General features: G+C 40.0%; 24 protein-coding genes and 1 pseudogene. 11 read left to right on the top strand and 14 right to left on the bottom strand.

The window, feature by feature from the left end; genetic code table 11:
- Window positions 1-42: 42 nt before the first annotated feature.
- Entirely contained in the window at window positions 43-867 is an 825-nt protein-coding gene (gene dapD / locus IEY40_RS19460; protein ID WP_160053895.1) for a 2,3,4,5-tetrahydropyridine-2,6-dicarboxylate N-succinyltransferase, read from the top strand.
- A gap of 51 nt (window positions 868-918) precedes the next feature.
- Here the strand turns inward: dapD and IEY40_RS19455 are convergent, their stop codons facing one another.
- The 4 genes from IEY40_RS19455 to IEY40_RS19440 all read right to left on the bottom strand — a co-directional run bounded on the left by IEY40_RS19455 (window position 919) and on the right by IEY40_RS19440 (window position 5,940).
- Window positions 919-2,820 carry an HD domain-containing phosphohydrolase gene (locus tag IEY40_RS19455; protein ID WP_188959199.1) on the bottom strand — a complete coding sequence of 634 codons (1,902 nt, stop codon included), beginning with the start codon at window positions 2,818-2,820 and terminating at the stop codon, window positions 919-921.
- Window positions 2,821-3,011: 191 nt separating this feature from the next.
- Window positions 3,012-3,881, bottom strand: coding sequence for a formyltetrahydrofolate deformylase (purU, locus tag IEY40_RS19450; protein WP_188959197.1), 870 nt, complete (start codon window positions 3,879-3,881; stop codon window positions 3,012-3,014).
- 164 nt (window positions 3,882-4,045) lie between these two features.
- On the bottom strand, window positions 4,046-5,524 hold the full coding sequence (locus IEY40_RS19445) for a PTS transporter subunit EIIC (RefSeq protein ID WP_188959195.1): 1,479 nt from the start codon (window positions 5,522-5,524) through the stop codon (window positions 4,046-4,048).
- On the bottom strand, window positions 5,476-5,940 hold the full coding sequence (locus IEY40_RS19440) for a flavodoxin (protein WP_188959193.1): 465 nt from the start codon (window positions 5,938-5,940) through the stop codon (window positions 5,476-5,478). The genes IEY40_RS19445 and IEY40_RS19440 overlap by 49 nt, the downstream gene beginning before the upstream one ends.
- A 163-nt stretch (window positions 5,941-6,103) precedes the next feature.
- On the opposite strand from IEY40_RS19440, the gene IEY40_RS19435 reads away from it, so the two are divergent.
- Window positions 6,104-6,265: a hypothetical protein gene (locus tag IEY40_RS19435; RefSeq protein ID WP_188959191.1), complete on the top strand. Its 162-nt coding sequence runs from the start codon at window positions 6,104-6,106 to the stop codon at window positions 6,263-6,265.
- A gap of 49 nt (window positions 6,266-6,314) precedes the next feature.
- On the opposite strand, the gene truC is transcribed toward IEY40_RS19435, so the two are convergent.
- Window positions 6,315-7,190 carry a tRNA pseudouridine(65) synthase TruC gene (gene truC / locus IEY40_RS19430; RefSeq protein WP_188959189.1) on the bottom strand — a complete coding sequence of 292 codons (876 nt, stop codon included), beginning with the start codon at window positions 7,188-7,190 and terminating at the stop codon, window positions 6,315-6,317.
- Between the two features lie 31 nt (window positions 7,191-7,221).
- A complete protein-coding gene (locus tag IEY40_RS19425) occupies window positions 7,222-7,542 on the bottom strand; it encodes a YqcC family protein (RefSeq protein ID WP_188959244.1) in 321 nt (106 codons plus the stop codon).
- Window positions 7,543-7,635: 93 nt separating this feature from the next.
- On the opposite strand from IEY40_RS19425, the gene IEY40_RS19420 reads away from it, so the two are divergent.
- On the top strand, window positions 7,636-8,649 hold the full coding sequence (locus IEY40_RS19420; RefSeq protein WP_188959187.1) for a DUF3549 family protein: 1,014 nt from the start codon (window positions 7,636-7,638) through the stop codon (window positions 8,647-8,649).
- Window positions 8,646-9,032 carry a DUF3301 domain-containing protein gene (locus tag IEY40_RS19415; protein WP_188959185.1) on the top strand — a complete coding sequence of 129 codons (387 nt, stop codon included), beginning with the start codon at window positions 8,646-8,648 and terminating at the stop codon, window positions 9,030-9,032. The genes IEY40_RS19420 and IEY40_RS19415 overlap by 4 nt, the downstream gene beginning before the upstream one ends.
- Before the next feature lie 92 nt (window positions 9,033-9,124).
- Here the strand turns inward: IEY40_RS19415 and IEY40_RS19410 are convergent, their stop codons facing one another.
- Window positions 9,125-9,832, bottom strand: a complete 708-nt coding sequence (locus IEY40_RS19410) for a hypothetical protein (protein WP_188959183.1) — start codon at window positions 9,830-9,832, stop codon at window positions 9,125-9,127.
- A 983-nt stretch (window positions 9,833-10,815) separates the two neighbouring features.
- Between IEY40_RS19410 and IEY40_RS19405 the strand changes: the two genes are divergently transcribed.
- On the top strand, window positions 10,816-12,015 hold the full coding sequence (locus IEY40_RS19405; protein ID WP_188959181.1) for an HD-GYP domain-containing protein: 1,200 nt from the start codon (window positions 10,816-10,818) through the stop codon (window positions 12,013-12,015).
- A gap of 754 nt (window positions 12,016-12,769) precedes the next feature.
- On the opposite strand, the gene IEY40_RS19400 is transcribed toward IEY40_RS19405, so the two are convergent.
- Together IEY40_RS19400 and IEY40_RS19395 are read right to left on the bottom strand one after the other, a co-directional pair.
- Window positions 12,770-13,093: an Mpo1-like protein gene (locus IEY40_RS19400; protein ID WP_188959179.1), complete on the bottom strand. Its 324-nt coding sequence runs from the start codon at window positions 13,091-13,093 to the stop codon at window positions 12,770-12,772.
- Window positions 13,094-13,192: 99 nt separating this feature from the next.
- Window positions 13,193-13,840 (bottom strand): GNAT family N-acetyltransferase, encoded by a 648-nt coding sequence (locus IEY40_RS19395; protein WP_188959177.1) that lies wholly within the window; start codon window positions 13,838-13,840, stop codon window positions 13,193-13,195.
- Between the two features lie 206 nt (window positions 13,841-14,046).
- Between IEY40_RS19395 and IEY40_RS19390 the strand changes: the two genes are divergently transcribed.
- Complete coding sequence (locus IEY40_RS19390) at window positions 14,047-14,277, top strand: DUF2789 domain-containing protein (RefSeq protein ID WP_188959175.1); 231 nt, start codon at window positions 14,047-14,049, stop codon at window positions 14,275-14,277.
- Window positions 14,278-14,313: 36 nt separating this feature from the next.
- Here IEY40_RS19390 and IEY40_RS19385 read toward each other — a convergent pair whose 3' ends face one another.
- A complete protein-coding gene (locus IEY40_RS19385; protein ID WP_188959173.1) occupies window positions 14,314-14,697 on the bottom strand; it encodes a DUF3192 domain-containing protein in 384 nt (127 codons plus the stop codon).
- Window positions 14,698-14,856: 159 nt separating this feature from the next.
- On the opposite strand from IEY40_RS19385, the gene IEY40_RS19380 reads away from it, so the two are divergent.
- The 3 genes from IEY40_RS19380 to IEY40_RS19370 all read left to right on the top strand — a co-directional run bounded on the left by IEY40_RS19380 (window position 14,857) and on the right by IEY40_RS19370 (window position 18,704).
- Window positions 14,857-15,198, top strand: coding sequence for a hypothetical protein (locus tag IEY40_RS19380; protein WP_188959171.1), 342 nt, complete (start codon window positions 14,857-14,859; stop codon window positions 15,196-15,198).
- 3 nt (window positions 15,199-15,201) lie between these two features.
- Window positions 15,202-15,975, top strand: a complete 774-nt coding sequence (locus IEY40_RS19375) for a Zn-ribbon-containing protein (RefSeq protein ID WP_188959168.1) — start codon at window positions 15,202-15,204, stop codon at window positions 15,973-15,975.
- Window positions 15,976-16,064: 89 nt separating this feature from the next.
- The gene (locus IEY40_RS19370) at window positions 16,065-18,704 is read left to right on the top strand and encodes an AAA domain-containing protein (protein WP_229777172.1); all 2,640 of its coding nucleotides are present in this window, start codon (window positions 16,065-16,067) and stop codon (window positions 18,702-18,704) included.
- Window positions 18,705-18,803: 99 nt separating this feature from the next.
- Here IEY40_RS19370 and syd read toward each other — a convergent pair whose 3' ends face one another.
- Window positions 18,804-19,454 (bottom strand): SecY-interacting protein, encoded by a 651-nt coding sequence (gene syd, locus IEY40_RS19365; protein WP_188959166.1) that lies wholly within the window; start codon window positions 19,452-19,454, stop codon window positions 18,804-18,806.
- Window positions 19,455-19,508: 54 nt separating this feature from the next.
- On the opposite strand from syd, the gene queF reads away from it, so the two are divergent.
- Window positions 19,509-20,366: an NADPH-dependent 7-cyano-7-deazaguanine reductase QueF gene (gene queF, locus IEY40_RS19360; RefSeq protein WP_188959164.1), complete on the top strand. Its 858-nt coding sequence runs from the start codon at window positions 19,509-19,511 to the stop codon at window positions 20,364-20,366.
- A gap of 346 nt (window positions 20,367-20,712) precedes the next feature.
- Here queF and IEY40_RS19355 read toward each other — a convergent pair whose 3' ends face one another.
- Window positions 20,713-21,672, bottom strand: a complete 960-nt coding sequence (locus tag IEY40_RS19355) for a 4'-phosphopantetheinyl transferase family protein (protein WP_229777171.1) — start codon at window positions 21,670-21,672, stop codon at window positions 20,713-20,715.
- Window positions 21,673-21,837: 165 nt separating this feature from the next.
- On the opposite strand from IEY40_RS19355, the gene IEY40_RS19350 reads away from it, so the two are divergent.
- Complete coding sequence (locus IEY40_RS19350) at window positions 21,838-22,821, top strand: FAD:protein FMN transferase (RefSeq protein ID WP_188959162.1); 984 nt, start codon at window positions 21,838-21,840, stop codon at window positions 22,819-22,821.
- 2 nt (window positions 22,822-22,823) lie between these two features.
- On the opposite strand, the pseudogene IEY40_RS20325 reads toward IEY40_RS19350, so the two are convergent.
- A pseudogene (locus IEY40_RS20325) lies at window positions 22,824-22,956 on the bottom strand (helix-turn-helix domain-containing protein); the annotation flags it as partial.
- A gap of 140 nt (window positions 22,957-23,096) precedes the next feature.
- A complete protein-coding gene (locus IEY40_RS19345) occupies window positions 23,097-23,441 on the bottom strand; it encodes a hypothetical protein (protein WP_188959159.1) in 345 nt (114 codons plus the stop codon).
- Window positions 23,442-23,760: the final 319 nt, after the last annotated feature.

The raw sequence follows: 23,760 nt of genomic DNA, 5'->3' as shown, positions 1-23,760 counted from the left end.
TATGCTAATTTTGAGTTAATCATTACCTACTGGGAGAAAACAATGGAGGCTTTACGCCAACGCATTGAAGCAGCATTCGAAACACGCCAAGACATTTCACCTTCGAGTGTCGACGCAAGTGTACGTGCTGATGTTGAAACTGTAATCAACATGCTAGACAAAGGCGAAGCACGTGTTGCTGAAAAAATTGACGGTGAATGGCATGTTCATCAATGGCTTAAAAAAGCAGTTTTACTGTCTTTCCGTATTTTTGATAATGGCGTGATTGACGGTGGCGACACCAAATACTTTGATAAAGTACCGCAAAAATTTGCTGACTACGACGAAGCTCGTTTCAAAGCAGAAGGCATTCGTGTTGTGCCACCAGCAACGGTTCGTAAAGGATCATTTATCGGTAAAAACACAGTATTAATGCCATCTTACGTTAATCTAGGTGCGTATGTTGATGAAGGCACCATGGTTGATACATGGGCCACAGTCGGCTCATGCGCACAGATAGGTAAAAACGTACATTTGTCTGGTGGTGTGGGTATTGGTGGTGTATTAGAGCCATTACAAGCCGGGCCAACCATTATTGAAGATAACTGCTTCATTGGCGCACGTAGCGAAATCGTTGAAGGCGTTGTTGTTGAAGAAGGCAGCGTTATTTCAATGGGCGTTTACATTGGTCAAAGCACACGTATTTTTGACCGTGAAACCGGTGAAGTGCATTATGGGCGTGTTCCAGCGGGTTCTGTTGTGGTATCTGGCAACTTACCATCTGCTTGTGGAAAATACAGTTTGTATGCTGCAATTATCGTTAAAAAAGTGGATGCGAAAACTCGCGGTAAAGTTGGTATTAATGAATTATTACGTATCGTTGACTAATATTTGTTAATGAATTTACCCATTATAAAGGCGCTCTAAGCGCCTTTTTTGTTACTGAGCTTTTTTAAGAATCGCATTAGCCAAAATCTGCCACGTTAACATACCAATCACCTGATCTTTGTCATTTTGCACTAAAAGATACGTCGCGTTAGTTTTTTCTAGGGCTATTTTTGCATCATTCAAAATAGTATGGCCGTTAATCAAATTCATTTTGTGCGCCATAATTTGATGCGCACGTTTGTTAAGTAAACTTCTATCCGCCGCACGCTCTGCAGCTGTATCGATAAATGGGCTGTGCCAAAATGCTAGAGTTTGATTATCGACCACTCCAATAGGCTTACGCTCTTTTTCAGAAAGCACGACTGCCACCCCCATCTTAGCCTTTTTCATCATGGCTTCAGCGTGTTCTAACGTGTGGTACTCCTCTAAAAAGACAACTGGTGCCAATGTTAAGCTCGACACGTACTCTTCTTCTTTAAAATCTTCTACCGCTAAAATCTCTAAGCAGGCATCAACTACACCTGCGTCATATTGTATACCGCGACCGCGCATTAACTCTTGGGTTAAAGTATCCATACCTAAAGAAGGACGGTAGGGTCTGTGGCTTAAAATTGAGTCAGCGATATCGGCTACCGCAATAATTTTAGCTTCGAGTATGATGTCTTTACCTTTAAGGCCTTTGGGATAACCAGAACCGTCTAAACGTTCATGGTGTTGTAAAATCATTTGTTTAATAGGCCATGGAAACTCAACCTCATCAATAATTAATGCACCTTGCTCAGGATGCTCTTTAACCATGGCAAATTCAGCTTCAGTCAACCGTGATGGTTTGGATAATATTTGACTAGGCAATGCAAGTTTGCCGATATCGTGGATCAAGGCTCCCAGTTTTAGTCCTTCAAGGCATTCAGGCGATAAGCCCATTTTCTCGCCCATTAAATAGCTTAATTGCGCAACTGACTTTTGATGGCCTGCTGTATAGGCATCTTTTAGCTCTAGCGCTTCAGATATTGCTCCAATCAATTGGATCAATATTAACGTCATTTTCTCTTTTTGCGCTTTGATAATGCTCGATTGGTGAGACACAGCCTTCATCGTGCGAGGCAGTTCCACACTGTGCCATAAAATGGTAGCAAAAATAGTTAACGATTTTGCATCGACATGAGTATAAGGATTATCTCGATTACCTACGCCAATAATCCCTACCAACTTCTTACGGTAATGAATAGGAATACAAAGGTGGTTTTTAAAGGCAAAAAAGCCATCTTTTTGACTTTTATTGGCAATTAGCTCAGTTAAGTCATTATGAATAACGGGTTTGCGGTTTTTAATCGTTTCGGCCCAAACACCGGAATCGGCTTTATATGTTTGTTGCTTGGGGATAGTAAAGTAGTCGCTGACTTCATCATTCCAAGCCGTTTTGACTATCTGATTCGATTTTTCATTAAAAATATGAACATAGCCTACCTTCGACTTTGTTAATGATAAACCTTGTTTAATTGCTGTAACAAAAACTAAATCACCGCTCGCGTTAATGACTTCTTCTATTTGCTCAAGCCATTCATCACTAGACTGAATCGCTTGATGATAGTCAGGGTGAAGCTCATTTAACCAAGCTTTATCTAACTCAATCTCAATAATTGAAATACACCAGTGTTCACCGCTTTCTTCTATTGCGGTTAGCCTTGCTTGAAGCGCATGGCCTTTGTCATCGACAAAGTTGATTACATGGCTGTTTTGACGATCACTGAAATCAATGCCGTCGAGTGGTAACGTCGGAAATGCATTTAATAATGGTTGTTTTAATATTGCTGAAATAGGTTTTCTTGCTAATTTATAGAGCGGCTCACTTAACTTAATTAGCTCAAGACGATCGTTCAAAATCCCCCAGCACAATTTAGCACTTTTAGGAACTTCAGACGGCTTTAAGAAAAAATCAGCTTTTTGTAACATCGACCATCCTATTAAAAAATATTAAATTACCTGGTTACTTTAGGATTAATGGACCCGATCCAACTTGAACTATTGACCTTATTCACATGAATAGATTAACAATAGCACAAGACTTATATCGACAGTAATACGGCATAACTAAAGCAGAAATTATCGTTAAAACTAAGCTTAAGTGATGCCGACATAAATGCTTAAAAAACGACAGTTTTATTACCGTACACAACGACTTGTTCATTTAACACTAATTGCAATGCTTTGCTGAGTACGCTTTTTTCTACATCACGGCCATTATGAGCTAATTCTTCCGCACTATAGCTATGGTCAACAGAAATAACATCTTGCTTAATAATCGGCCCTTCGTCTAGATGATTATTAACAAAATGGGCTGTAGCCCCAATAATCTTAACACCACGATCCCACGCTTGTTTATATGGGGATGCACCGATAAATGCCGGTAAAAATGAATGATGTATATTGATAATTTTGTCCGCAAACGCTGACACGAATTCAGGGGTCAAAACACGCATATATTTAGCTAACACAACAAAGTCAGGATCGTAAGGTTTGATGACTTTGAGCATCGCTTGCTCATGCTCTTGACGATTTAATCCTTCATGGCTGACATAGTGAAATGGAATATCAAACTTTTCCGTCAATGGTTGTAATACATCATAATTACCCACAACAGCAGCTATCTCAACATCTAAGCCGCCATAATAAGACTTCATTAAAATGTCACCTAAGCAGTGCGCTTCTTTTGTCACCATAATTACAATGCGTTTGGTGCACATATCGACGAGCTTCATGTGATTCTGAGCTGGTAACACTGCACGTAATTCAGATAATAAACGTTCATCATCAAAGTGGCCTTCAAGCTCTGCACGCATAAAAAAACGTCCTTGAGCATGATCAACAAATTCAGTGTTTTTTATGATATTGAGCTGATTGGCAAAACACACATGAGTAATTTTTGCAATTAAGCCTTTTGCATCTGCACAGTCAGTAATTAATACTTTGCGCTGTAAAGGGGTTGAACTGGTTTTGTTTAATTGATGACTCACGCTTGCGACTCCGAATTTACTGCTGAGATTAATATCATCAGTTTGCCATTGAAAATGCATCTTGGGGGAGGTTTTTTAATGATAAATTCTCATAAATACTAAAATAATTGTATTTCGACACAATTTGCTAAACAACCATGAAATATTTGTTAACTAACGTAAGGTTATTTTCGAGAATCGAGATACTTTTGCAGTAATTTACGCAAAGACTCAGCCTTAGTGCCATATACAACCTGAACACCTTTGCCCATAACAACTACACCTTTAGCCCCCAATCGCATCAAACGGGCTTTATCAATAAGATCAGCTTGATTAACACTGATCCGTAAACGGGTTAAGCAAGCATTGATCTCAACAATGTTATCGCGTCCACCTAACGCTGAGATCATCGCACGTAAGCTTTCTTTTGGCTCTGTAATACCATCGGTTTGCTCAATCCGCCCTGGGGTTTTTAAGTTAAAAGCTAAAATACTTGCCCGAAAAAGAGCGTAGTAAATGATGGCGGTAATTGGGCCCAAAATCCAAATCCAATACGTATTGGCTGAACGGGAAAAGAGCAAACTGAAATCAACCAATCCATGTGAAAACACAATACTGTGGTGGACCTCTAATAATATACACACGCTGTAGGCAATACCCGTTAGCAAAGCATGGACGAAAAACAATAACGGCGCGATAAACATAAATGCAAATTCAATCGGTTCCGTCACTCCTGTCAACCAACTCGCAGTGGCCGCAGAGAGCATAATGCCGGCAACACGGTTACGCTCAGACTTATCAGAACAACGCCAAATAGCCAGTGCCGCGGCTGGCAGCCCCCACATTTTAATTAAATAACCACCCGCTAAATTGCCTGCTAGTGGGTCACCAGCTAAGTAACGAGCAACCTCGCCTCTTACGACTGTGTCCTGGTTAATGTATTGACCCACTTCGAGATAAAATGGTGCATTCCAAATATGATGTAAACCTAAAGGAATAAGCAAGCGCTCTACCGTGCCATATACACCAAAGGCAATTGCGGGATCTTGATAAACCGCCCAGTCGGATAAATGCTCAATGACGAAAGATAAAGGCGGCCATACATGACTTAATACATATGCCAACATCATGGACAGGGGGATAACAATAATGGGCGCGCTACGACGGCCTTCAAAAAATGAAAATATCGCAGGTAACTTCACATGTTGACTAAAGCTAACCGCAAGGCAAGTTATACCGCCCACGAGCATGCCACCGGCAATCCCAGTATCGATGGTTTGCATTCCCCATAATGGCCGAGACACAAGTCCATAAATATCGGTTAGCGCCCCCATTGTGGACAAAAACACACCAAAACCAAAAACGGCAGAAAATGCAGCAATCCCCTGATCACGACAAAAACCGATGGCAATTGCTACGCTAAACAGCAATGGCATCATGGTAAACACCAAATTGCCTACCGCTGACAGGACAATATTAAGCTCTGAAGGAATAAAAGGTAACGGGTTTACCGTAAGGCCAAGCATAACGCCAGCGGCAGGTAAAATAGCAATAGGGATCAACAGCGCTTGGCTTAAGCGCTGTGCAAATTTAAACCATTGTTGTGTAAAGAAACTTAGGCTACGTTTGCCGATGTGACTGCGTTGTGCCAACTGCCTATCCATGTTTTTGCTTCAAGTTCAGGTTCCATTGTTTCGCATGCATCAATTTCTAGTTTATCTATTAACGGTTTGGCGCCTAACTCAATAAACAACTCATCAAACTGTTTTATTGCACCGCAAAAAGTGTCGTAACTCGAATCACCTAAGCCAATTAAACTGTATTTAAGTGAGGGTAAATAAGGTGCATTATTTTTTAATTCATTAAACCAAGGTGCAATATCTTCAGGGATATCACCTTGCCCAGTAGTCGAACACACAACCATTAACTGCTCATCTTGTGGTGGAACAAAGCCAAGCAATTCAGTAGGCTGCCAAAGTGTAGTGGTAAAACCTAATTTTGCAATGGCACCCGTAATAGTTTCAGCAGTATATTGAGCACTACCATAAACAGTACCAAAAACAACATTGACCTTTTTCATGGTATACTATCCCCTTAAATCAAATACGATATAAAATGTGTTGAGAGTGAGTAACTTACTTTATTCGCTAAGCTTCTCGCAAGTGCCTTTTTAACGTATGTAAAATATTCAGAGCAATGATAGATACGCTCTATGTAAACTGAGACATTACGGAAACAGTACTATGCGACAAGTCAGTAGAAAGCGAAAACTCAAACTACAGCATAAATTCGCCCATATCCGCCGTAATTATTATTTCCATATAGAACAGAAGAAACACGACCGTTTGCCACCTATTGCTGAATTCGAAAAGCTTAAGCAGGCAATTGCAGACCACATGGAATAGTGTCAGTATTTCGCTATCGTGCTTAAAAAAGTTCTCATGATGATATTCATTAGCTTAGTAACATACTCGGCATTAACGATAATTGATCATCATCCCAGCCAAACGCCTCAAAAACGGTTAACCACTCCGCCTCTAAATCTGCTTCTATATGCATCGCTTGTTGGGTCACCGGATGCACAAACTGCAAACTCTTAGCAATAAGCCACAATCGATTAATGGCAAAGTGTTCTCTAAAAAACTTATTCTGCTTGCCATCACCATGAGTTGTATCGCCCACAATAGGATGACGTAAATGCGCCATATGCCGACGTAATTGATGCTTGCGGCCTGTATGGGGGCTTAAACGGATTAATGCATAGCGACTACTTGGATAACGACCCGAGCTAAATGGTATTTCTGTATTTAACAACGGCTGAAAATCAGTTACTGCATCTTGCGCCGCTTTATTAGGGTCGACGTGTTTGTCCCCTAAATCGTCAAATTCTTGCTTCAAGGCGTAATCTAAGGTACCAGACTCGTTCATATTACCGCGCACAATCGCTAAATATTGTTTTTTAATGCTGTGATCGGCAAACTGTTCGCACAACTGGCGTGCAACATCACTGGATTTTGCAAATAGCAGTACCCCAGAGGTTGGTCTGTCTAAACGGTGTACAGGAAAGACATGACATCCCACTAAGTCACGGGTCATTTGCATGGCAAAAAAACGTTCTCGTCGCGCTAAATAACTGCGATGAACCAACAATCCTGCCGGTTTATGAATAGCAACAATATGCTCATCTTCAAATAATATTTCAATCTTTGGCGGCAGTTCGTCTGACTCGACATCACTATCAATCAGCGTTTCAGTATCTTCTATAAATTGCGGATCATATAACTCATCGTTATCAACAGTGAGTTTGACATTAGTATCTTTGGCATTCATCTTGGAATCACTTAGGTCTAAAAATTAAGGCTTATTGCTGCTTATTCAGCAACACATCAAATGCTTGCAGATGGACAATAATAACATTGCGCTGAGGCATACCTTGCCACAATTGTTCTGCCATTGGGGCGATTGCCATTGTAGTTGGTAATGGATGCTTTTGGGCGATCAACTCGGTCATCTTAGGAATAAAAATAAACTGCAACCATTGCTCAAATGCCATCGTATCGCAGGCAAATGGTGCATGACTTGCCAAAGCCGATGCGCTAGGGAGAGCATCAGACCAAAGCTGACACTGCTTAAGCAATTGTTCTAATTTAATTAAATGATTTTTACTGGTTAAATAAAGCATAAACATGAACGACAATATCGAGGCAATGTCCGTTTATGATATCATTTAGCTTCTTGAATACCCATCCAACTTGTTTGATTTAGTGAAGATACCATGACCGAAATAACCACTCTTAGCCAATTCCTGACCACCGCCAATACCCAATTCCAAATTTATGATTTAGGCCGCCGTGTTCAGCATATTGATATGTTGGCATTTCAGCAAATCGATTCTTTATTAGCGCCGTATCCTTACCCTATTCAAGGGCATGCGCAATTTGCAATTGTATTTTGGCAACAACAGCAGCAACCGTATATTTGGTTCGTAAAGTTACCGTTAGACGAGCAAGGCTTATTATCTCCTGCCCCACGAACTCAATTTATCAAAATGATTTTAGAGGCGCTCGGACGCGATCCAACCCAAACGTTGAGCGATGAACAACAAGAGCAATTAGCCAATCATCCTTTTAGTTTTAAACCAAATCAAAATAAGCTTGCATTGTTTAATGCCTTAGTAAGGTTGCAACTTGGCCAAAGTGCCTCAAGCCAATATGAATTTGCCGCCCAATATTTATCAGGCCAAGCACCCGCTGATACCTGGCAACAATTAGGCCTACAAGGTTTAGCGGATATTTGCGTTCGCGCACATCAATTTGATCATCTTGATGACATCATTAATACATTCGACCATGCCCCCATTGAGGTACAAGCTGCATTGTGTCAATGCTTAGAGCATATCGCTATTGATAGACGTCTAGCTGAGCGATTATTACAGCTATTATCACAAGCCGATGCTAACTTAAAAGTGATGTACCTTGCTGCATTGGCATCAGACACACAATTGAGCATGGTGGCCATTAAGCAATTAAATGAACAACAATTGTTAAACGACAATCACTTAATTACCATTGCTGTTCGTAATTGGCTGGCACTAAAAGATGATGCAACCCGTAAAGTGTATTTAGAAGCATTAGCAAAACAGCCACAGCACTTCTTTAACCAGGTGTTTGCTGATATCGTGGCGATACCAAGCTTACGTCAAGGATTACTCACTGATTTACGTCATCCAGACCGCAGCATCCAATTAGCAACCGCTATCGGCGGATTATTTAAGGCAACCAGCCTATGATGAGTGATTTTTTATTATTTGTTGCTTTAGTCGTTGTTGGCGCATTTTTTTGGCAATTAAGGCAAATGGCCGAACTGAGTAGAACAATTGCCGAACAATCATGTAAAAAACAAAATGTTCAACTACTGGCCATTGCTATGGAGTCTGCTCGTCCAAGCATTGGCGGAAGTACTGGCATTTGCTGGAAAGCGACCTTTATGTTTGAATTTAGCACCGACGGTATAAACCAATACCGAGGCCATATTATGATGCATGGTAACCGTGCCAAAAAAATTGAATGGCCTATATTCCCTGAACCAGAATGGATGGAATCTCCTACTGCAAGTGGTAAGTTTGGTGGATGCGGCAGCAGTAAAAGTTGTGACTCAGGTAAATGCCATTAAAGCAGTTCTACTTTTTTAGGCAACATAACTAAGAAATGAATATAAAAACGCTATTTTTCAAAAATAGCGTTTTTTATTGCCACACAATACAATTAAGTTTGTGGATTGTTGAGGATTTTATAATCGCTGTAGGTAACAGTTTGAACACTGTCGAGTGACTTAAAAATTGCCGCTGTACCCATTATAGTGGTTGATGTATGAGCTGGCATCACTAATCCCTCAAACACATCAAAACTTAACTCTAATTCAAATTTAGTTAAAGTAACTGAAAACGCAGGATTTATCTCGTCAGTATTTCTGATGAGAATTTTACGTAAATGCTTGGATGTTTTATCCAAATAAAGCACGCCTGCTAATGCGTTATTGTCTAGCTCATCAATATTGGGTGTAAACGTAAATGACATATTATTGTCATCCTCACCGACAAAAACCAATGTCGACAAATCAATTAAATCAGAAAACGCTAATTCATAGCTAGTTTCGTCTTTATCTTCATGCAGATCTTGTTGACGCTCTCGGTATTCAGTTAAGCGCTTTTTACCAGGAGTATCACCATTTTCGGACACCAAACTCCAACGTTCAGTTTCAGGTAAGGATGCATTGAATTGTTCAATACGGGTCATGTCTGGCATTACTGTTTGCTGTGAATACTGCCAAAGCACCTTGGTACCGTCATTATTACTATTGAGATCGCTGAACGCTTGCTCAACCCATTGTTGTTGTTCTTCGGTCACGACTGCAATGGCGTTAGAGCAAACAAATGAAAAACCAATCAATAGTGCAACTTTAAACCCTTTCATGCTATCTCCTTATACAATAGTGGCCTAGAAATGAAGTACTAGAATGAAATACTAGGATGCAGTACTCAACCTCTGTACATACGCACTTTATAATTGGACACCATATCACTACAAAGTTCCATTGCCCTGAAAAAAACCAAAAGAAAGGCCGCGACAGTAACTGCCGCGGCCTCTATATCTCTTGTTAAGCTTTCCCGCTATTTAAGTGCTCCCTGCACCATCCATGCGTATAACTTGCGTCCTGCTCAATCCTTGGTCATTCCATGATGATCCTTGTACTTGCGTACTTTCCTTCTTACTCGATTATCCATTGACCGAGCCTGCTCAATCCTAAGCGTGTCCTTAAATCATCCATGAAATTTTTACATATCCTGTAGCAAATCATTTGCTGAGTATTTTGCTTCCTGCAACATTATCATCCTAATAATGTTTAAAACCCGTCGTTCCACATAAAGCGTATAACGTGTTTTTCGTTTCGTCCTGAAACTGTAATTCTTCCATAAAATCCGTTTAAATCAGGTCATCATGACCATTTCACTTCCTTTGTAATGTCCCCGTCCTAGGAACGAGATAAATAATAATTCATTTACCTCTACGTAAACAGATACCTCTTTATGAATAAAATACCACTGTTAATGCATAAAAAATTAAATCATTAAAAATTAACAAGTTAGAATTACAGTGGTTTATTTACTCAATAATAAAGTGATTAGTCTCACACTTCATGTGAGATATATCTCACAAAGAAACAAGCAAAAAAGGTAAAGATTTGATGTTCGTCTATGACAGGGTTGATATAGAAGTTGTATGTTATGACCGAAATGTTACGAAAACTAATTTTTTTGAAATGAAAATTTTGGAAGATTAACATCATCGATAGCAAGGATGCAGTAAAATTGCGATTCGAGATAGAGAATTAATTATGTTAACCTCCAGTCTATTGTTAATAAATTGTTAAACCTTAATTGGGAGGTAAAGCAGGTATGGATCATTGCGCAATAGATGATAATAGTGACGTCATTATACTCCCTATCGATCAACTAACCATTGGCATGTTCATTACCGCTATTGATCGCGACCAAAATAAAATAAAAATCCGCAACCCCGGTCAATTAAAATATCAAGATGCAATATTAAAACTAAAAAAAAGTAACGTCATTCGTGTTTGGGTCGATGTTAATCGGTCATCAAGTAGTTGTGGCCTAAGACCGCGAGACAAATCAAACTTCTTATTAAACCCACTATATAGAAAATCAACCATAACAAGGACAAGCCAGCAGATTCAAGCTAAAAAGCTACTAGCAGAAGCAAAAAGCTTAATTCAAAAATTTTTGTCGGGTACCTATGAAGGTAAAGACATTAACGTCAAACAATTTGATAATATTATCAACAACATGATTGAATCCGTTTTGACAAATGAAGACGCTTTTAAATGTGTACTAGCTCTACGGACTAAAGATGCTTATTTACTAGAACATGCTATAAACGTCGCATTTTTGCTTGTTACTTTTGGCCACCACCTCAAACTTGATGTCGACATTCTTAGACAACTTGCTATTGGGGGGATCCTGCATGATATAGGCAAAATAAGGATCGATGATCATATACTTCATAAACCTGGTAAGTTAACACCTGAAGAACTCGAACATATGAAATTGCACCAGAATTTCGCAATTGAAATCATGGCAGACACTAAGGGCTTATCTGATATAAGCAAAGATGTGTGTTTGATGCATCACGAAAAAATAGATGGTCGAGGCTACCCGAAAGGATTGAAGGAAGATGAAATCCCAATTCATGGTCGAATGAGTTGTATTATTGATATCTATGATGCATTAACTGCAACTAGAACCTATAAAGAAGCGATGAGCCCTGCAGCCTCGTTTAAAATCCTCATTAGCTTAACCCCATTTCACTTGGATCAAGAATTAGTTTATGAGTTTATCCGCTGTATTGGAGTCTATCCTGTTGGTTCATTAGTTGTACTCTCTGATGAACGTGTCGGCATAGTATGGGAAGCCAAAGATCGAGATGTATTACAACCCATTGTAAAGTGTTTCTATTCACTCAAACATAAACGTTACATCGATATTATGATGGTTGATTTATTAAGGTGTGATCTCAATATTGAACGAGGAATATCGCCAAGTAGCTTAGATATAGACCCATCTTCATTTTATTGAGCAGTAGAAAAACAGTGGTTTAGAGTATCTATGATCCCAGATTGATTATGATTGAAATAATACTGTCTGATAAAATATTAACCTGGCAAAAAGCAAAAAGGCACAACCTTAAGTTATAAGGTTGTGCCCGTAACACTTTTGTCAGCGTCCTACTGAAATGTGCTCCCTGCGTCGTCCATGTAAACATGCATCCTAGCAATCCGTTTCCATTTTTGCTCATTTCCATGACCTTTGTTTATACGAATATAATCAAAGTATCTTATGAGTGTCATTCCATTGAACAGCCTATCCATCGACTGAGCATTCATTCCGTTGAATCATCCTTGCTGCATCCTGCAATCCTATCCTTAAATCCTTGTGTCGCTTTCGCTTCACCCTTCCTTGATTCGACTATCCATTTGCCGAGCTTATGCCCTATGTCCTTGGGCGTGTCCTAATATCGTCCTTGAAAATTTTTACTAACAATCTACTTCAAAAATTGGGCTCATCGGCTGCAAATTAACCTTTATTTCTCATCCTAAGAAAAGCCAGTTATTCGTTCGCTTTGATGTGTACATTCTAGCTAAAAAGCATTGCATGAAAAGCCATTAAAACCGACCGAAACAAAAACTTAACATAACAAAAAACGGCCAAAAATCAACAAGCAACTGTTTTTAAACACTTTTTAATTACTCCACTCGATTAATACTCACAACTTTAGATAAGAATACCTACATCGATGTAGGATAATGCTCACAAATGTGTGAGCTAGGCTCTATTTTGACCCAATAACGTTACGCCACTGGCGTTTTAACATTTGCCCAAACATCACCCAATCAGCCCGCAAACTGTACAGCGGATAAGTAAATGTCGCTGGACGATTTTTTTCAAACATAAAATGGCCCAACCAAGCAAACCCATACCCTACAACTGGTAAAAGCAGCAATTGCCACCAATGCTGATTTATCATTGTGCTTATAATAATCACAACAATAATACTGCTGCCAATGTAATGCAGCCTGCGACATACAGGGTCTTGATGTTGCGACAGGTAAAACGGATAAAACTCTGCAAAAGATGTATAGCGTTTAGGCTGCATGACTGGCTCCATAATTTGTTAGCTTAGACACGGTAAAAAACATGAATTTGATTACACTTAACTTAGTGTCGTTATTTTGGGTTACGCGCTCAAATGAACCTAACGTTGAGTCGCCGCCTTTTGTTTGTTATAAAATAAAATCTCGCCATCAACCTTGCCAATATTGACCTTAGCAATACTCATAAACCCTTGCTGGGCAAACACTGCATGATGCTTAGGATGAGTGACAAATACGCCAATACCGTCAAGCTTAGGTTGTTCATCGCACCAACTTAATACCGCTTGAATTAATCTTGCGCCATAGCCTTTGTTTTGCTCATTAGGTGTCAGAGCAATAAACTGTAAAATGCCGCATTTATCAGAGGGTAAATGTTCTAAAATACAGCTCTCTTTTTCCATTAAGCTCTGGGTTGCTTTCCAACCAGTACCTAACACCATCTTTAAACGCCAATGCCAATATCGCGCTTCCCCTAACGGCACTTGCTGAGTAATGACACATGCTACGCCTATAAGCCTTTCATCATCAAATAAACCTATTAGTGGCTGCTCTTGTTGCCATAGCTCATTTAGTTCTTCGCGAATAGCTGCACGTAACTTTTGTTCATATTGCGCTTGATCTTGTTGCCCTAGCACATCAATAAAATAAGGGTCGTCATGGTATGCGTTATAGAGGATTGAAGCCGCCACGCGTAAGTCTTCAGCAGTTAAATATACTGCTCGCAGGGTTTCCAAGGTTCGGTTATCCATTATTGTTATTCCTTGTTTGATGACTCATTTGCTTAACTTGTTCAGTTAACAAGTGAATAACTTAGCAAGTTAACAAGTTTGAAACAATCTACAAATACGGTTTACCTTTATAATCAATAAATAGCTTTATTGATTAGTTCTTTGCAATTTGAGTATCGAAGATTAATACTGGAAATGCCAACGGGTCATATAACGGAGTTGTCTAAATGGATACCACAGAAAATGATTTAAGCCACTTATTCCAGCAGCTAGGATTAGCGCACTCACAGCAAGACATTAACGAGTTTGTTAGCCAAAACAAACTCGCAGCACATACCCTGCTGATTGACGCCCCATGCTGGAATCCAAGTCAACGTGCATTTATAAAAGAAGCCTTAATGGAAGATGCCCAATGGTCTGAAGTTATCGACCAATTGGACGTCATGATGAGAGGTTAGCCAGGCCCTTACAATAATAGACCAATTCAAATCGTCTTATATTTGTTGCAAAGCCGTGTCACCCCAGCCAATTAAAGTATTGTCTTTAAAGACTACTGGGGTGCACTCATCTTTAGTCGTTTTACCATCGCCTTTAGCCCATTGAGTGCGATAAAACAGCACTTTAATTGCCTGTTCATTATTAGTCGCATTGGTTTTTGAGTATGCTTCACTAAAATCAGCGGTTCCCATTAATGTCTGCACTTGCTCACTCGTCATGCCCAAAGATAAACTGTTTAAAAGCGACCGATTTCTATCTTGCTGCTTTTCCCAATAATCGTGACCTTTATCCGACTCATGATCGCCAACGCTAATCACGCACCCGCTTAATCCTAAAGATAAAACGGCCATTGCACTAGCTGCGATAAGTTTTGATTTCATGTTGCATCCTTTTTGTTAAAATATAATCCGCATTGTTATTACAGATCCTTGTAGCTAAAATCATGCCAAAACTTAATGCACTGATTTAAAATGATTTTCAATCAAACAAAAAATAAATTAGTGAAAATTGCTACATATAATTAAGGAATTTAACCAACAATGAGTCCAATTGAACAAGTACTTGCTGCAGCAAAAGCAATAGCAAATAATGGCCATACTCCTAGTTTAGCTTTAATCAAAAGTCGTTTAGGTAATCGCTTTGCGATGCCGATACTGATCCAAGGCTTACAGCAATTTAAAGCATTACCTAAATCAGAATGGCAAAACTTACCTGAGTTAGCCGACATCCCAGCACAAGAACAACCGTCAATAGGAGCAGCCGACCCCATGGAAAAATTGCAATTACAAATAGACGGCATGCAACAACATATCGATTTACTCACAAACAGAGTCAGCGAATTAGAACAAGTCGTAAATATCATTAAAAATAAGGCACCGTAATCCATGTTTGTTACTGAACTTCGCTTTGAATGCTTTGCCGACACCACTATTGATGCAGCAGAAAAAGCCATTAATGGATTATTAGAAGCCTTACGCGCCAATGGCCAAATCTTAGGACGCGAGTTTGCAGTAGCATTTAATGACGGTGAATTTAGAGTTCGCTTGTTGCTACCTGAAAAAACCAGTTTATCGAATCGTTATAATAGCCCTTGGGTAAAAGTAACTTTAGCGGGTTTAACAACAGCAAAATTATTGGCGCCACGAGAAAAATTAATAGGCCAAGACATTAACTCTGAAGTCAGCAATACTGATATACCTTCATGGCAATTGTTGTATACCAGTTATGTTCATATGTGCTCTCCACTGCGTAATGGTGACAACCTATTACCGATCCCGCTTTATAAACTGCCCGCTACGTTTAACGGTGACCATAAACGCATCATAAAATGGCAAACAGAATGGCAAGCATGTGATGAACTGCAAATGGCGGCAGCCACCAAGGCTGAATTTGCGGCATTAGATGAAATAACTCAGCCAGATAGCGACTTATTTAGACGTGGATGGGATTTACGCGGCAGAATAGAATATTTAACCAATACACCGACTTATTATTATCTCTATCGAGTAGGCGGTGAATCATTACAAGCAGAATTAGCCCGCCCTTGCCCACGCTGCGGCTCACATGAATGGAAGCTCGAACAACCGTTATTAGACATGTTTCACTTTCGCTGCGAACCTTGCCGTATTGTGTCTAACTTATCGTGGGATCATCAATAAATGGAATTGTGCCATTGAGTTATCAGCAGATAATTTCGTACTACAAAGATTGCTATAAGGAAGACAGTGCCTCCATCAATCTTTGGAATGTGAACAAGTTTAAGCAAGAGGATCGTCTGATCCTTGCAGGGCAAGATGAACTAGGTACTGGTTTTTTACCTCGTTTACCTATCCCGCAAGAATTCGCCGAACCAATGCTTAAGCGAGTAGCAATCTATCAAAGGGAAAGAATACTGCTATACGCACGATTTTTATTTGTCGGTAAAGTCACTATTAAAGGTGAGCTCAAAACGGTTGTCTCGCCTCTACTGTTTAATGAAGCCACCATTGAACAAGAAAACAATAACTTCTATTTTTCGACCCAAATTGCAGATACTGAAATCAATGAAGCTTTACTGCAACAATTACTACCAGAAGATAATGAGCTTTCAGATAATCTCATCAATGAAGACATACATTCACCGTCGTTTTGGACATCATTCTTTAATCATAATCACATTGAAATTAACTCGCTTGAATTACTAAACTACCCAAAACTTGCTGAAAACCAAGATATAAAAAAAGCGTTAACCCAAAAAACACCCCGCTTGTTACCTATTTCGATGTTACTTTTTGTGGAACGATCATCAAGCAGTCGTGGAGTGCTTCACGAATTAGAAAGCATCATTAACGCTAATGAGCAATCGGCTCCTATTTGTAAACTGTTTAACCATAAGTATGATAATCGTGCGGTAAAGCTTAGAGAACCCAAACTTAAATATGACTTCTTACCGGGGTTATTATCGACACCACAAAAGAAAGTGATTCATATCGCTGCCAATGCCGATTTAGGCTGTGTCTATGGTCCACCAGGAACGGGCAAGAGCTACACTATAGCGGCTGTAGCTGCCGAACATATGGCGCGCGGAGAGTCAGTGCTTATTGTGGCTAATAATGACGTAGCCCTTGATGTGATTGCAGATAAATTGGCGAGTAATTTTAACTTGGGCGATGTGTCTATTCGCGCAGGACAAAAAGTATTTTTAAAACAATTAAAAGAGTATACCGCTGACTTACTCGCTGGATACTTTAGTGATGATTTAAGTAAAACCCCACAAGCATGTGAAGACGATCTGAATAAGTTGCAACGATTACTGGTAAAACTGGAAAAACGCTTCATAGCGTTCAGTCACAAGTCTATTCGCCGAGGTTTGAGCTTACATAAGCTTCAAACACAACAATCAACATGGTTAAAGCAGGTTTATTTGTTTTTTACCAAGGGAGCAATAAACCAATGGCATCGTCAATGGGATGCCTTGAACACCATTAATAAACACACTGTTACGCGGGAAACACTGGCAGCTGAATATCTTAATGCACTAAAAAAGAATAACTTAAATACATTGGTTAATCAGCACCGCAAATCGCTACAGGCCTTTAACCAAGCTATTCGCAGTAGAACATCCAGTAAACAACTCGCGTTGTTTGAAAAAATAGAATACGCCACATTATTTGCCGCATTTCCCATATGGCTTGCCAGCTTAAACAGTCTACATAGAGTATTGCCACTTAATCGTGAAATGTTTGATTTAGTGATTATTGACGAGGCAACGCAATGCAACATCAGTAGTTGCTTACCTGCGCTATACCGTGCCAAACGAGTATTAATTGTTGGCGACACGAAACAACTAAAACACTATTCCTTTTTAGCCAGAAGCAAACAAACTCAATTACTCGGCAAAAATAATGTGCCTGAAGACAGCCCTTGCGCTGTCAGTTATCGAGATAACTCGATTTTAGACTTAGCGTTGAAAACATTAACTAGCGCGCAAGAATTGGCATTTTTAGATGAACACTTTAGAAGTAAGCCTGAGCTTATTCATTTTAGTAACCTATCTTTTTATCAATCTAAATTAAAAATCATGCAGCATCGCCCCTGCACCCGTTCAGGTAATTTATACCTTCACCGTGTTGCAGGCATTCGTGACGCATCGGGCATTAACCCACAGGAAGCACAGAGTTTATTGGCCGAGATCCAACATCAAATAACACAAGATGCCCAAACGGGTATAACCCACAGTATTGGGGTTATCTCGCCATTTAGTGCACAGGCAGAATATTTAGCAACATTGATTGAGCAGCATTTACCTCAAGAAGATGTGATTAAACACAACATACGCGCTGCCACACCGTTTGGCTTTCAAGGCGAAGAACGGGATATCATGCTGATTTCGTTCGCAATTGATAACAACAGTAAACGTGCGGCTACATATTTGAATAAAGCAGATGTGTTTAATGTCACGATAACCAGAGCACGTCAAAAGCAATTGATATTCCTTTCTATTGACGACTCGTTATTGCCCGAAAACAACCTGTTACGTCAATATGTTACTTCTATAACAACCTTTAATGCCAAACACAGCGTGACCTCAGAAATAGACGCATTTCAACAAGAGATCAATGAAGCGTTAACACATTACCATATTGATACTTGGGCAGGATATGCCATTGCCGGCACTGAAATAGACCTCTTATGCCGCTACGCAGACAAATATCTTGCGATTGATCTTATTGGTTTTCCTGGGCCTTGGGCTAACTTTTTTGAGCTGACAACGTACAAACTATTTAAACGGGCCGATATTGATGTATTGCCCATCAGCTACGGATTATGGATTGTTGATAAACAAACGTGCATAGACAAAATAACTCAAACACTAGAGTGTAGAGTCAATAACCTAAGCGAAGCATAAAAGAGGATGTTACGAGAAAGATGAGTGTCTGAATGTTCGTGTCTAAATGCGATGAACGCATTGAAGCCCCCTAAAATGGCACTTCAATGCTTAATGCGATTACTTTTTACGTAACAAATAATCCCACATAGTTTTAATACGTTGCCAAATACCCGGGTGATCAATAGTTTGTGCAACATCTTCGACGGGTTTTAATGGTGGTTTGACCATCGGCGATAAGCTTTCTAAAAATTCGGTCAATGATTCTGCTAGCTTAGTGCGCTGCTTTTCGCCCGGGATTTCAACCCATACACTGCCATCATCATTGTTTACCGTCAGCATTTCGTCGCCATCACCCAATACACCAATAAACCAGGTTGCAGGTTGTTTAAGCTTTTGCTTCATGATCAAATGACCGATTACATTTTGTTGCAAATTTTCGAAGTCGTCTTGGTTCCACACTTGTAATAATTCGCCATCACCAAAGGACGCGGTAAATTGCAAAGGCGCAGAAAAATACTGGCCATAAAATGCATGAATATCTTGGTGTAATTGAATATTTAATGCATGCTCTACGTTACTAAAATCAGCTGCAATGTCACGTTTAACAGGCTGCCAAAACACAGTATCATCAGTTCCTGCATTCAATGTCCCTTGAATACATATTGAGTCTTCGCCCAAAGGATAATAGCGCGGAAATTCAGATAAGGTATCTTGATAAGATTTAAGATAATTTTTTATAAAGCAATCTAATGCAGATGAACAAGACACTTAAGCCACTCGTAGTTTATAATAAAACCATATTTTGACACGGAAACCGATTAGATGACACACAATCACGACCCTTATAGTGATGCTGAGGCACTTAAAGGCCTAACACTAGGCCATGCGACTGTTTATCAGGCTGAGTATGACGCGTCACTGCTGCAAGGGGTTCCACGTAAACTTAATCGAGATGCAATTGCATTAAGTGGTGATCTACCATTTCATGGTACTGACATTTGGACAGGCTATGAATTGTCATGGCTGAACGCCAAAGGTAAGCCAGTTGTGGCCCTGTTAGAAGTGCAACTGGATATTAATAGCGCAAATCTCATTGAATCAAAATCGTTTAAACTGTACCTAAATAGTTTTAACCAAACTAAATTTGATAGCGTTGAAAATGTACAAGATACATTAAGCCGTGATTTAGCAGCTTGTGCTCAAGGCGAAGTGACCGTGAAGGTCATTGAACCTAAACACTTTAACCTTGAGCGCATTGTCGATTTACCAGGCACGTGCATTGACGATTTAGACATCGAAGTCACAGAGTACGAATTTAATCCAGACCATTTAGTTGGCAGTACAGATCCTGACAAAAATGTCGCTGAAACCTTAAATTCAAATTTATTAAAGTCTAATTGCTTAATCACCTCACAGCCAGACTGGGGCAGCGTGATGATCCGCTATCAAGGCCCTAAGATTGATCGTGAAAAATTGCTGCGCTATTTAATTTCTTTCCGCCAGCATAATGAATTTCACGAGCAGTGCGTTGAGCGTATCTTTGTCGACTTAAAAAAATACTGTCAGTGCACTAAGTTAACTGTGTATGCTCGTTACACTCGTCGCGGCGGCTTAGACATTAACCCCTACCGCAGTGATTTTGAAAACCCGCCAGAATCTAACCGTCTCGCGAGACAGTAAAGACACTAACGCTAGCGTAATACGTTAAAAGCCAATCATCATCGATTGGCTTTTTTGTTGCTAACTAAAGCGGTATAAGCTTGTTGCATTAACGTGATTTGTCATAGCAAAATGCTGAATACCCCTTTATTTCAACAAGTCGCATAATTAATGGAAATGGTATAACTCAACAGCTCGATTATCATTTGGTAAGTCGTCCACATTTTAGGGCAATTTAATGCAAACTTTACCATCCTCTCTACTAAACTTGAGTGAAGCAAAGCAGCCCTTTAATCAATAACAGCACTTAATTAACCCGAATCGATACATCTTTAATATTGTTGGTTATTTTTAAGTGATTAGCGACCTAGGCATTCGCGTCGACCAACAATTGTGCCAGTGAAAATTGATAAACCGTTAATGCACTATCGCCACAGTCGTCAGCTCTCGTTAACTCGAGCCCAATATCTTGTTTATTTACGCCTAAGGTAACGGCAAAACGATAATGCTGATCAAGTCGGCCCATTTGCGTTTGCCATATCATCGTATTGGCAATATCTTCAGCATCGGTAAAATTGAGCCTAACCCCTTGATGTAACACAACAGATTGCTCAACCTTGCCCTTCAATTGCACATACCCTTCATTTAACTCACTAAAATCAACAGCAAAGGACTTAAGTGACAAGGCTAAACCTAATCCACGCGCTTTAATATAAGACTCTTTTACCGCCCATAAATCAAAGAAACGTTGCCGCTGTAGCTCAATGGGTAGCTGCAATAATGCCTCGGTTTCAGCCTGGGTAAAATAATGATTTAAAATTGGCACAATATCGGTACTGCTGCGCTCACGTTCAATATCAACACCAAAGCACAGAGATGGAAGATGCACAGATTGAGTACTTTGGGTTAACTCAACACTAAGCTCTGGCTCGAGGTTTACGTTTTGCTGGCTGGTCGTAGTTTCAATCACGCCAATCATTAACCATTGGCCACTGTGACTTAAATTGAAATCTAAACCCGTTAACGCAGATAAATCATGGCTTAATGCAGGTTTACCTTTGGCGCCATAAATAAACTGCCATTGAGCAGGCTTAACCTTGCTGTGACGGGATAATACCGCCCTTAACGCTAATCGTACTTGTAAGGCATTGTTACGCGCCGACGGGCTTTTATAACGGGCGACTTTAGCGACTTCATCTTCGCTTAGCCAGCCAAGAGCTAACCCCGCACTAAAATCTGCTGAATGAAGTTCATCATCAAGCGGCACAAAGTAAACATGCGGAGTTATGGGCGGATAACATTGATTTTTATCGGCAATAATGGGCATTAAAACAACAAAACTCGAGTAGGCAATAATAAGGTTAAATTACCGTAATATGCACAATGCAGCGAGTAATTTGTCGATTAAGCGCTTATTTTCACTCAAGCTGTTGCCGATTGCTGTCATTTAATCAACAATCAGCGCTACAGTCTTACAGGAGACAATCGATTCATGGGTAAATTTAGTGCTGTTATTGTCATCATATTGTTTACATTCAACTCGCATTCGGCCTTTGCCCAGTGGCACCAAAAGAGTTTTCATGTCATGGGTACCCTCGCCCACGTTGAATTTTGGCTAGAGGATGATGCAGCTCAAGCAACGGCAGATGAACTCATCGTGGCGGTTGAACAAGAGATGCAACGCATTGATCAAACTATGAGCCCTTATATCGCCACTAGCGCACTGAGCGTGATTAACCGAGATGCGGCCACTCGCCCTGTTATTGTTAGTCAGGAATTGTTTGATTTACTCACCGATGCCCACGATGTTGCAGAATTAACCCACGGAATGTTTGATATCACTTATGCCTCTATCGGTTATCAATACGATTACCGCAAGCATCAAAAACCCAATCAAGATGCAATCAAACAAGCATTAACCGCCATTAATTATCAAACGGTTATCTTAGATAAACCAAGCTTATCCGTTAAATTTACCGATGCGGATGTTAAAATTGATTTAGGCGGTATAGCCAAAGGTCATGCGGTTAAAAACTGTATCGCCATTCTTAAGAAAGCCGGCATTGAACATGCACTCATTAGCGCTGGCGGTGACACCACACTGCTTGGCGATCGTATCGGTCGCCCGTGGTTTGTGGGCATTAAACACCCTCGCGCCGAAGACAAAACTGCGGTGCAGTTACCTCTTAGTAATGAATCGATATCCACATCTGGCGATTATGAGCGTTACTTCATCGAAGACGGCGTGCGTTATCATCACATTATTAACCCCAAAACCGGCGACTCTGCCCGCAATGTGGTGAGTGTGTCGATTATTGGCAAAAATCCGACTTACGTCGATGCCCTCTCCACCGCCATTTTTGTGATGGGATTACAACAAGGTATGGCGTTAATCAATGAGTTACCTGAATACGAAGCCATTATTATCGACAACCACCAAACCTTGCATGTATCAACGGGGTTACAGCAAGACTGATGCTATAGCTCTGCTATGTGCGTGAGAGTTTCTGGATGGCGTTGTAATGCTGTACTAATTACAAAAGAGTAAAAGAGTAATTGCTTGCCCAATCGGCGCACTGCGTCCTTGCTCCCAGTTATCTAAAGTATGAGATCATCTTAAAAGAGTAGATAAAGCGAAATCTATTGTTTATTATTTGGACAAATGGGTTGGGTAGCCATGTTAATTAGTATTCCCGTAGCAAAAGGGCTTCCCTATTGACTGGCGGGAGGCTCATATATGTTAGTTGTCGTTTACCCATCAACTAATTGTAAAATAAAAAGGCCTTCTATTTTACTGCCACAAGCGTAGCTTTTTTTCTCTTTTGTTGAGAAGGAAAGTCCCGCTAACTCACCCATCCGAAACCCAAGCTCCCCATCAAATTGGCAATCATAAATGATGTGGATAATATCGTCTTCAACAATTGCCATACTTATGGATAGAGTGAAAATAGTATTTTCTCTATCAACACTGAATTTCCCACCATCAACCAAATCAATTTCAGCCACTTTATTAGCAGAAGTAATTTGAAGCTTCTGTTCTGCACCTAAAGATGATCCTGAAATAAAAATCATTAATAAAAGTGACATCCATTTCATAATACTCAACCTATTTTGAGACCACTAACGAGACTGTAGAATAACTCTAACAGTCAAACTCAATGAAAAATGAGCTCATCAAATCAATACTAAGCGCTTTTAAGACACTAGGTAATGCATTTGGAACCCTAAAAAATGGCTACTTTTGAATAAAAAGAGAAATTCTACAGCCTCAACGCTTTGCCAATGGGCAAATGCGAACGTTGTTGGGCGAAGCCCAGTGAGTATTTGTCCCAGCCGCGCTGTTTGCGGCGAAATTAGGCAACTTGTTATACATCACATTTTAACCAATACAGATTGAACAACTTCTTCGTTAGAG

The organism is Shewanella ulleungensis (assembly GCF_014648315.1).
Classification (GTDB): Bacteria; Pseudomonadota; Gammaproteobacteria; order Enterobacterales; family Shewanellaceae; genus Shewanella; species Shewanella ulleungensis.
This window is presented reverse-complemented; position numbering and strand designations above follow the sequence as displayed.

Bases quoted from the DNA above. Each gene is read 5' to 3' on its own strand.
- IEY40_RS19405 (WP_188959181.1), top strand. From the start codon at position 10,816: ATGGATCATTGCGCAATAGATGATAATAGTGACGTCATTATACTCCCT.
- IEY40_RS19345 (WP_188959159.1), bottom strand. From the start codon at position 23,441: ATGAAATGGATGTCACTTTTATTAATGATTTTTATTTCAGGATCATCT.
- dapD (WP_160053895.1), top strand. From the start codon at position 43: ATGGAGGCTTTACGCCAACGCATTGAAGCAGCATTCGAAACACGCCAA.
- IEY40_RS19455 (WP_188959199.1), bottom strand. From the start codon at position 2,820: ATGTTACAAAAAGCTGATTTTTTCTTAAAGCCGTCTGAAGTTCCTAAA.
- IEY40_RS19380 (WP_188959171.1), top strand. From the start codon at position 14,857: ATGAGTCCAATTGAACAAGTACTTGCTGCAGCAAAAGCAATAGCAAAT.
- IEY40_RS19395 (WP_188959177.1), bottom strand. From the start codon at position 13,840: ATGGATAACCGAACCTTGGAAACCCTGCGAGCAGTATATTTAACTGCT.
- IEY40_RS19385 (WP_188959173.1), bottom strand. From the start codon at position 14,697: ATGAAATCAAAACTTATCGCAGCTAGTGCAATGGCCGTTTTATCTTTA.
- IEY40_RS19435 (WP_188959191.1), top strand. From the start codon at position 6,104: ATGCGACAAGTCAGTAGAAAGCGAAAACTCAAACTACAGCATAAATTC.
- IEY40_RS19410 (WP_188959183.1), bottom strand. From the start codon at position 9,832: ATGAAAGGGTTTAAAGTTGCACTATTGATTGGTTTTTCATTTGTTTGC.
- IEY40_RS19390 (WP_188959175.1), top strand. From the start codon at position 14,047: ATGGATACCACAGAAAATGATTTAAGCCACTTATTCCAGCAGCTAGGA.
- queF (WP_188959164.1), top strand. From the start codon at position 19,509: ATGACACACAATCACGACCCTTATAGTGATGCTGAGGCACTTAAAGGC.
- IEY40_RS19350 (WP_188959162.1), top strand. From the start codon at position 21,838: ATGGGTAAATTTAGTGCTGTTATTGTCATCATATTGTTTACATTCAAC.
- IEY40_RS19445 (WP_188959195.1), bottom strand. From the start codon at position 5,524: ATGGATAGGCAGTTGGCACAACGCAGTCACATCGGCAAACGTAGCCTA.
- IEY40_RS19440 (WP_188959193.1), bottom strand. From the start codon at position 5,940: ATGAAAAAGGTCAATGTTGTTTTTGGTACTGTTTATGGTAGTGCTCAA.
- truC (WP_188959189.1), bottom strand. From the start codon at position 7,190: ATGAATGCCAAAGATACTAATGTCAAACTCACTGTTGATAACGATGAG.
- IEY40_RS19420 (WP_188959187.1), top strand. From the start codon at position 7,636: ATGACCGAAATAACCACTCTTAGCCAATTCCTGACCACCGCCAATACC.
- IEY40_RS19415 (WP_188959185.1), top strand. From the start codon at position 8,646: ATGATGAGTGATTTTTTATTATTTGTTGCTTTAGTCGTTGTTGGCGCA.
- IEY40_RS19355 (WP_229777171.1), bottom strand. From the start codon at position 21,672: ATGCCCATTATTGCCGATAAAAATCAATGTTATCCGCCCATAACTCCG.
- IEY40_RS19425 (WP_188959244.1), bottom strand. From the start codon at position 7,542: ATGCTTTATTTAACCAGTAAAAATCATTTAATTAAATTAGAACAATTG.
- IEY40_RS19400 (WP_188959179.1), bottom strand. From the start codon at position 13,093: ATGCAGCCTAAACGCTATACATCTTTTGCAGAGTTTTATCCGTTTTAC.
- IEY40_RS19375 (WP_188959168.1), top strand. From the start codon at position 15,202: ATGTTTGTTACTGAACTTCGCTTTGAATGCTTTGCCGACACCACTATT.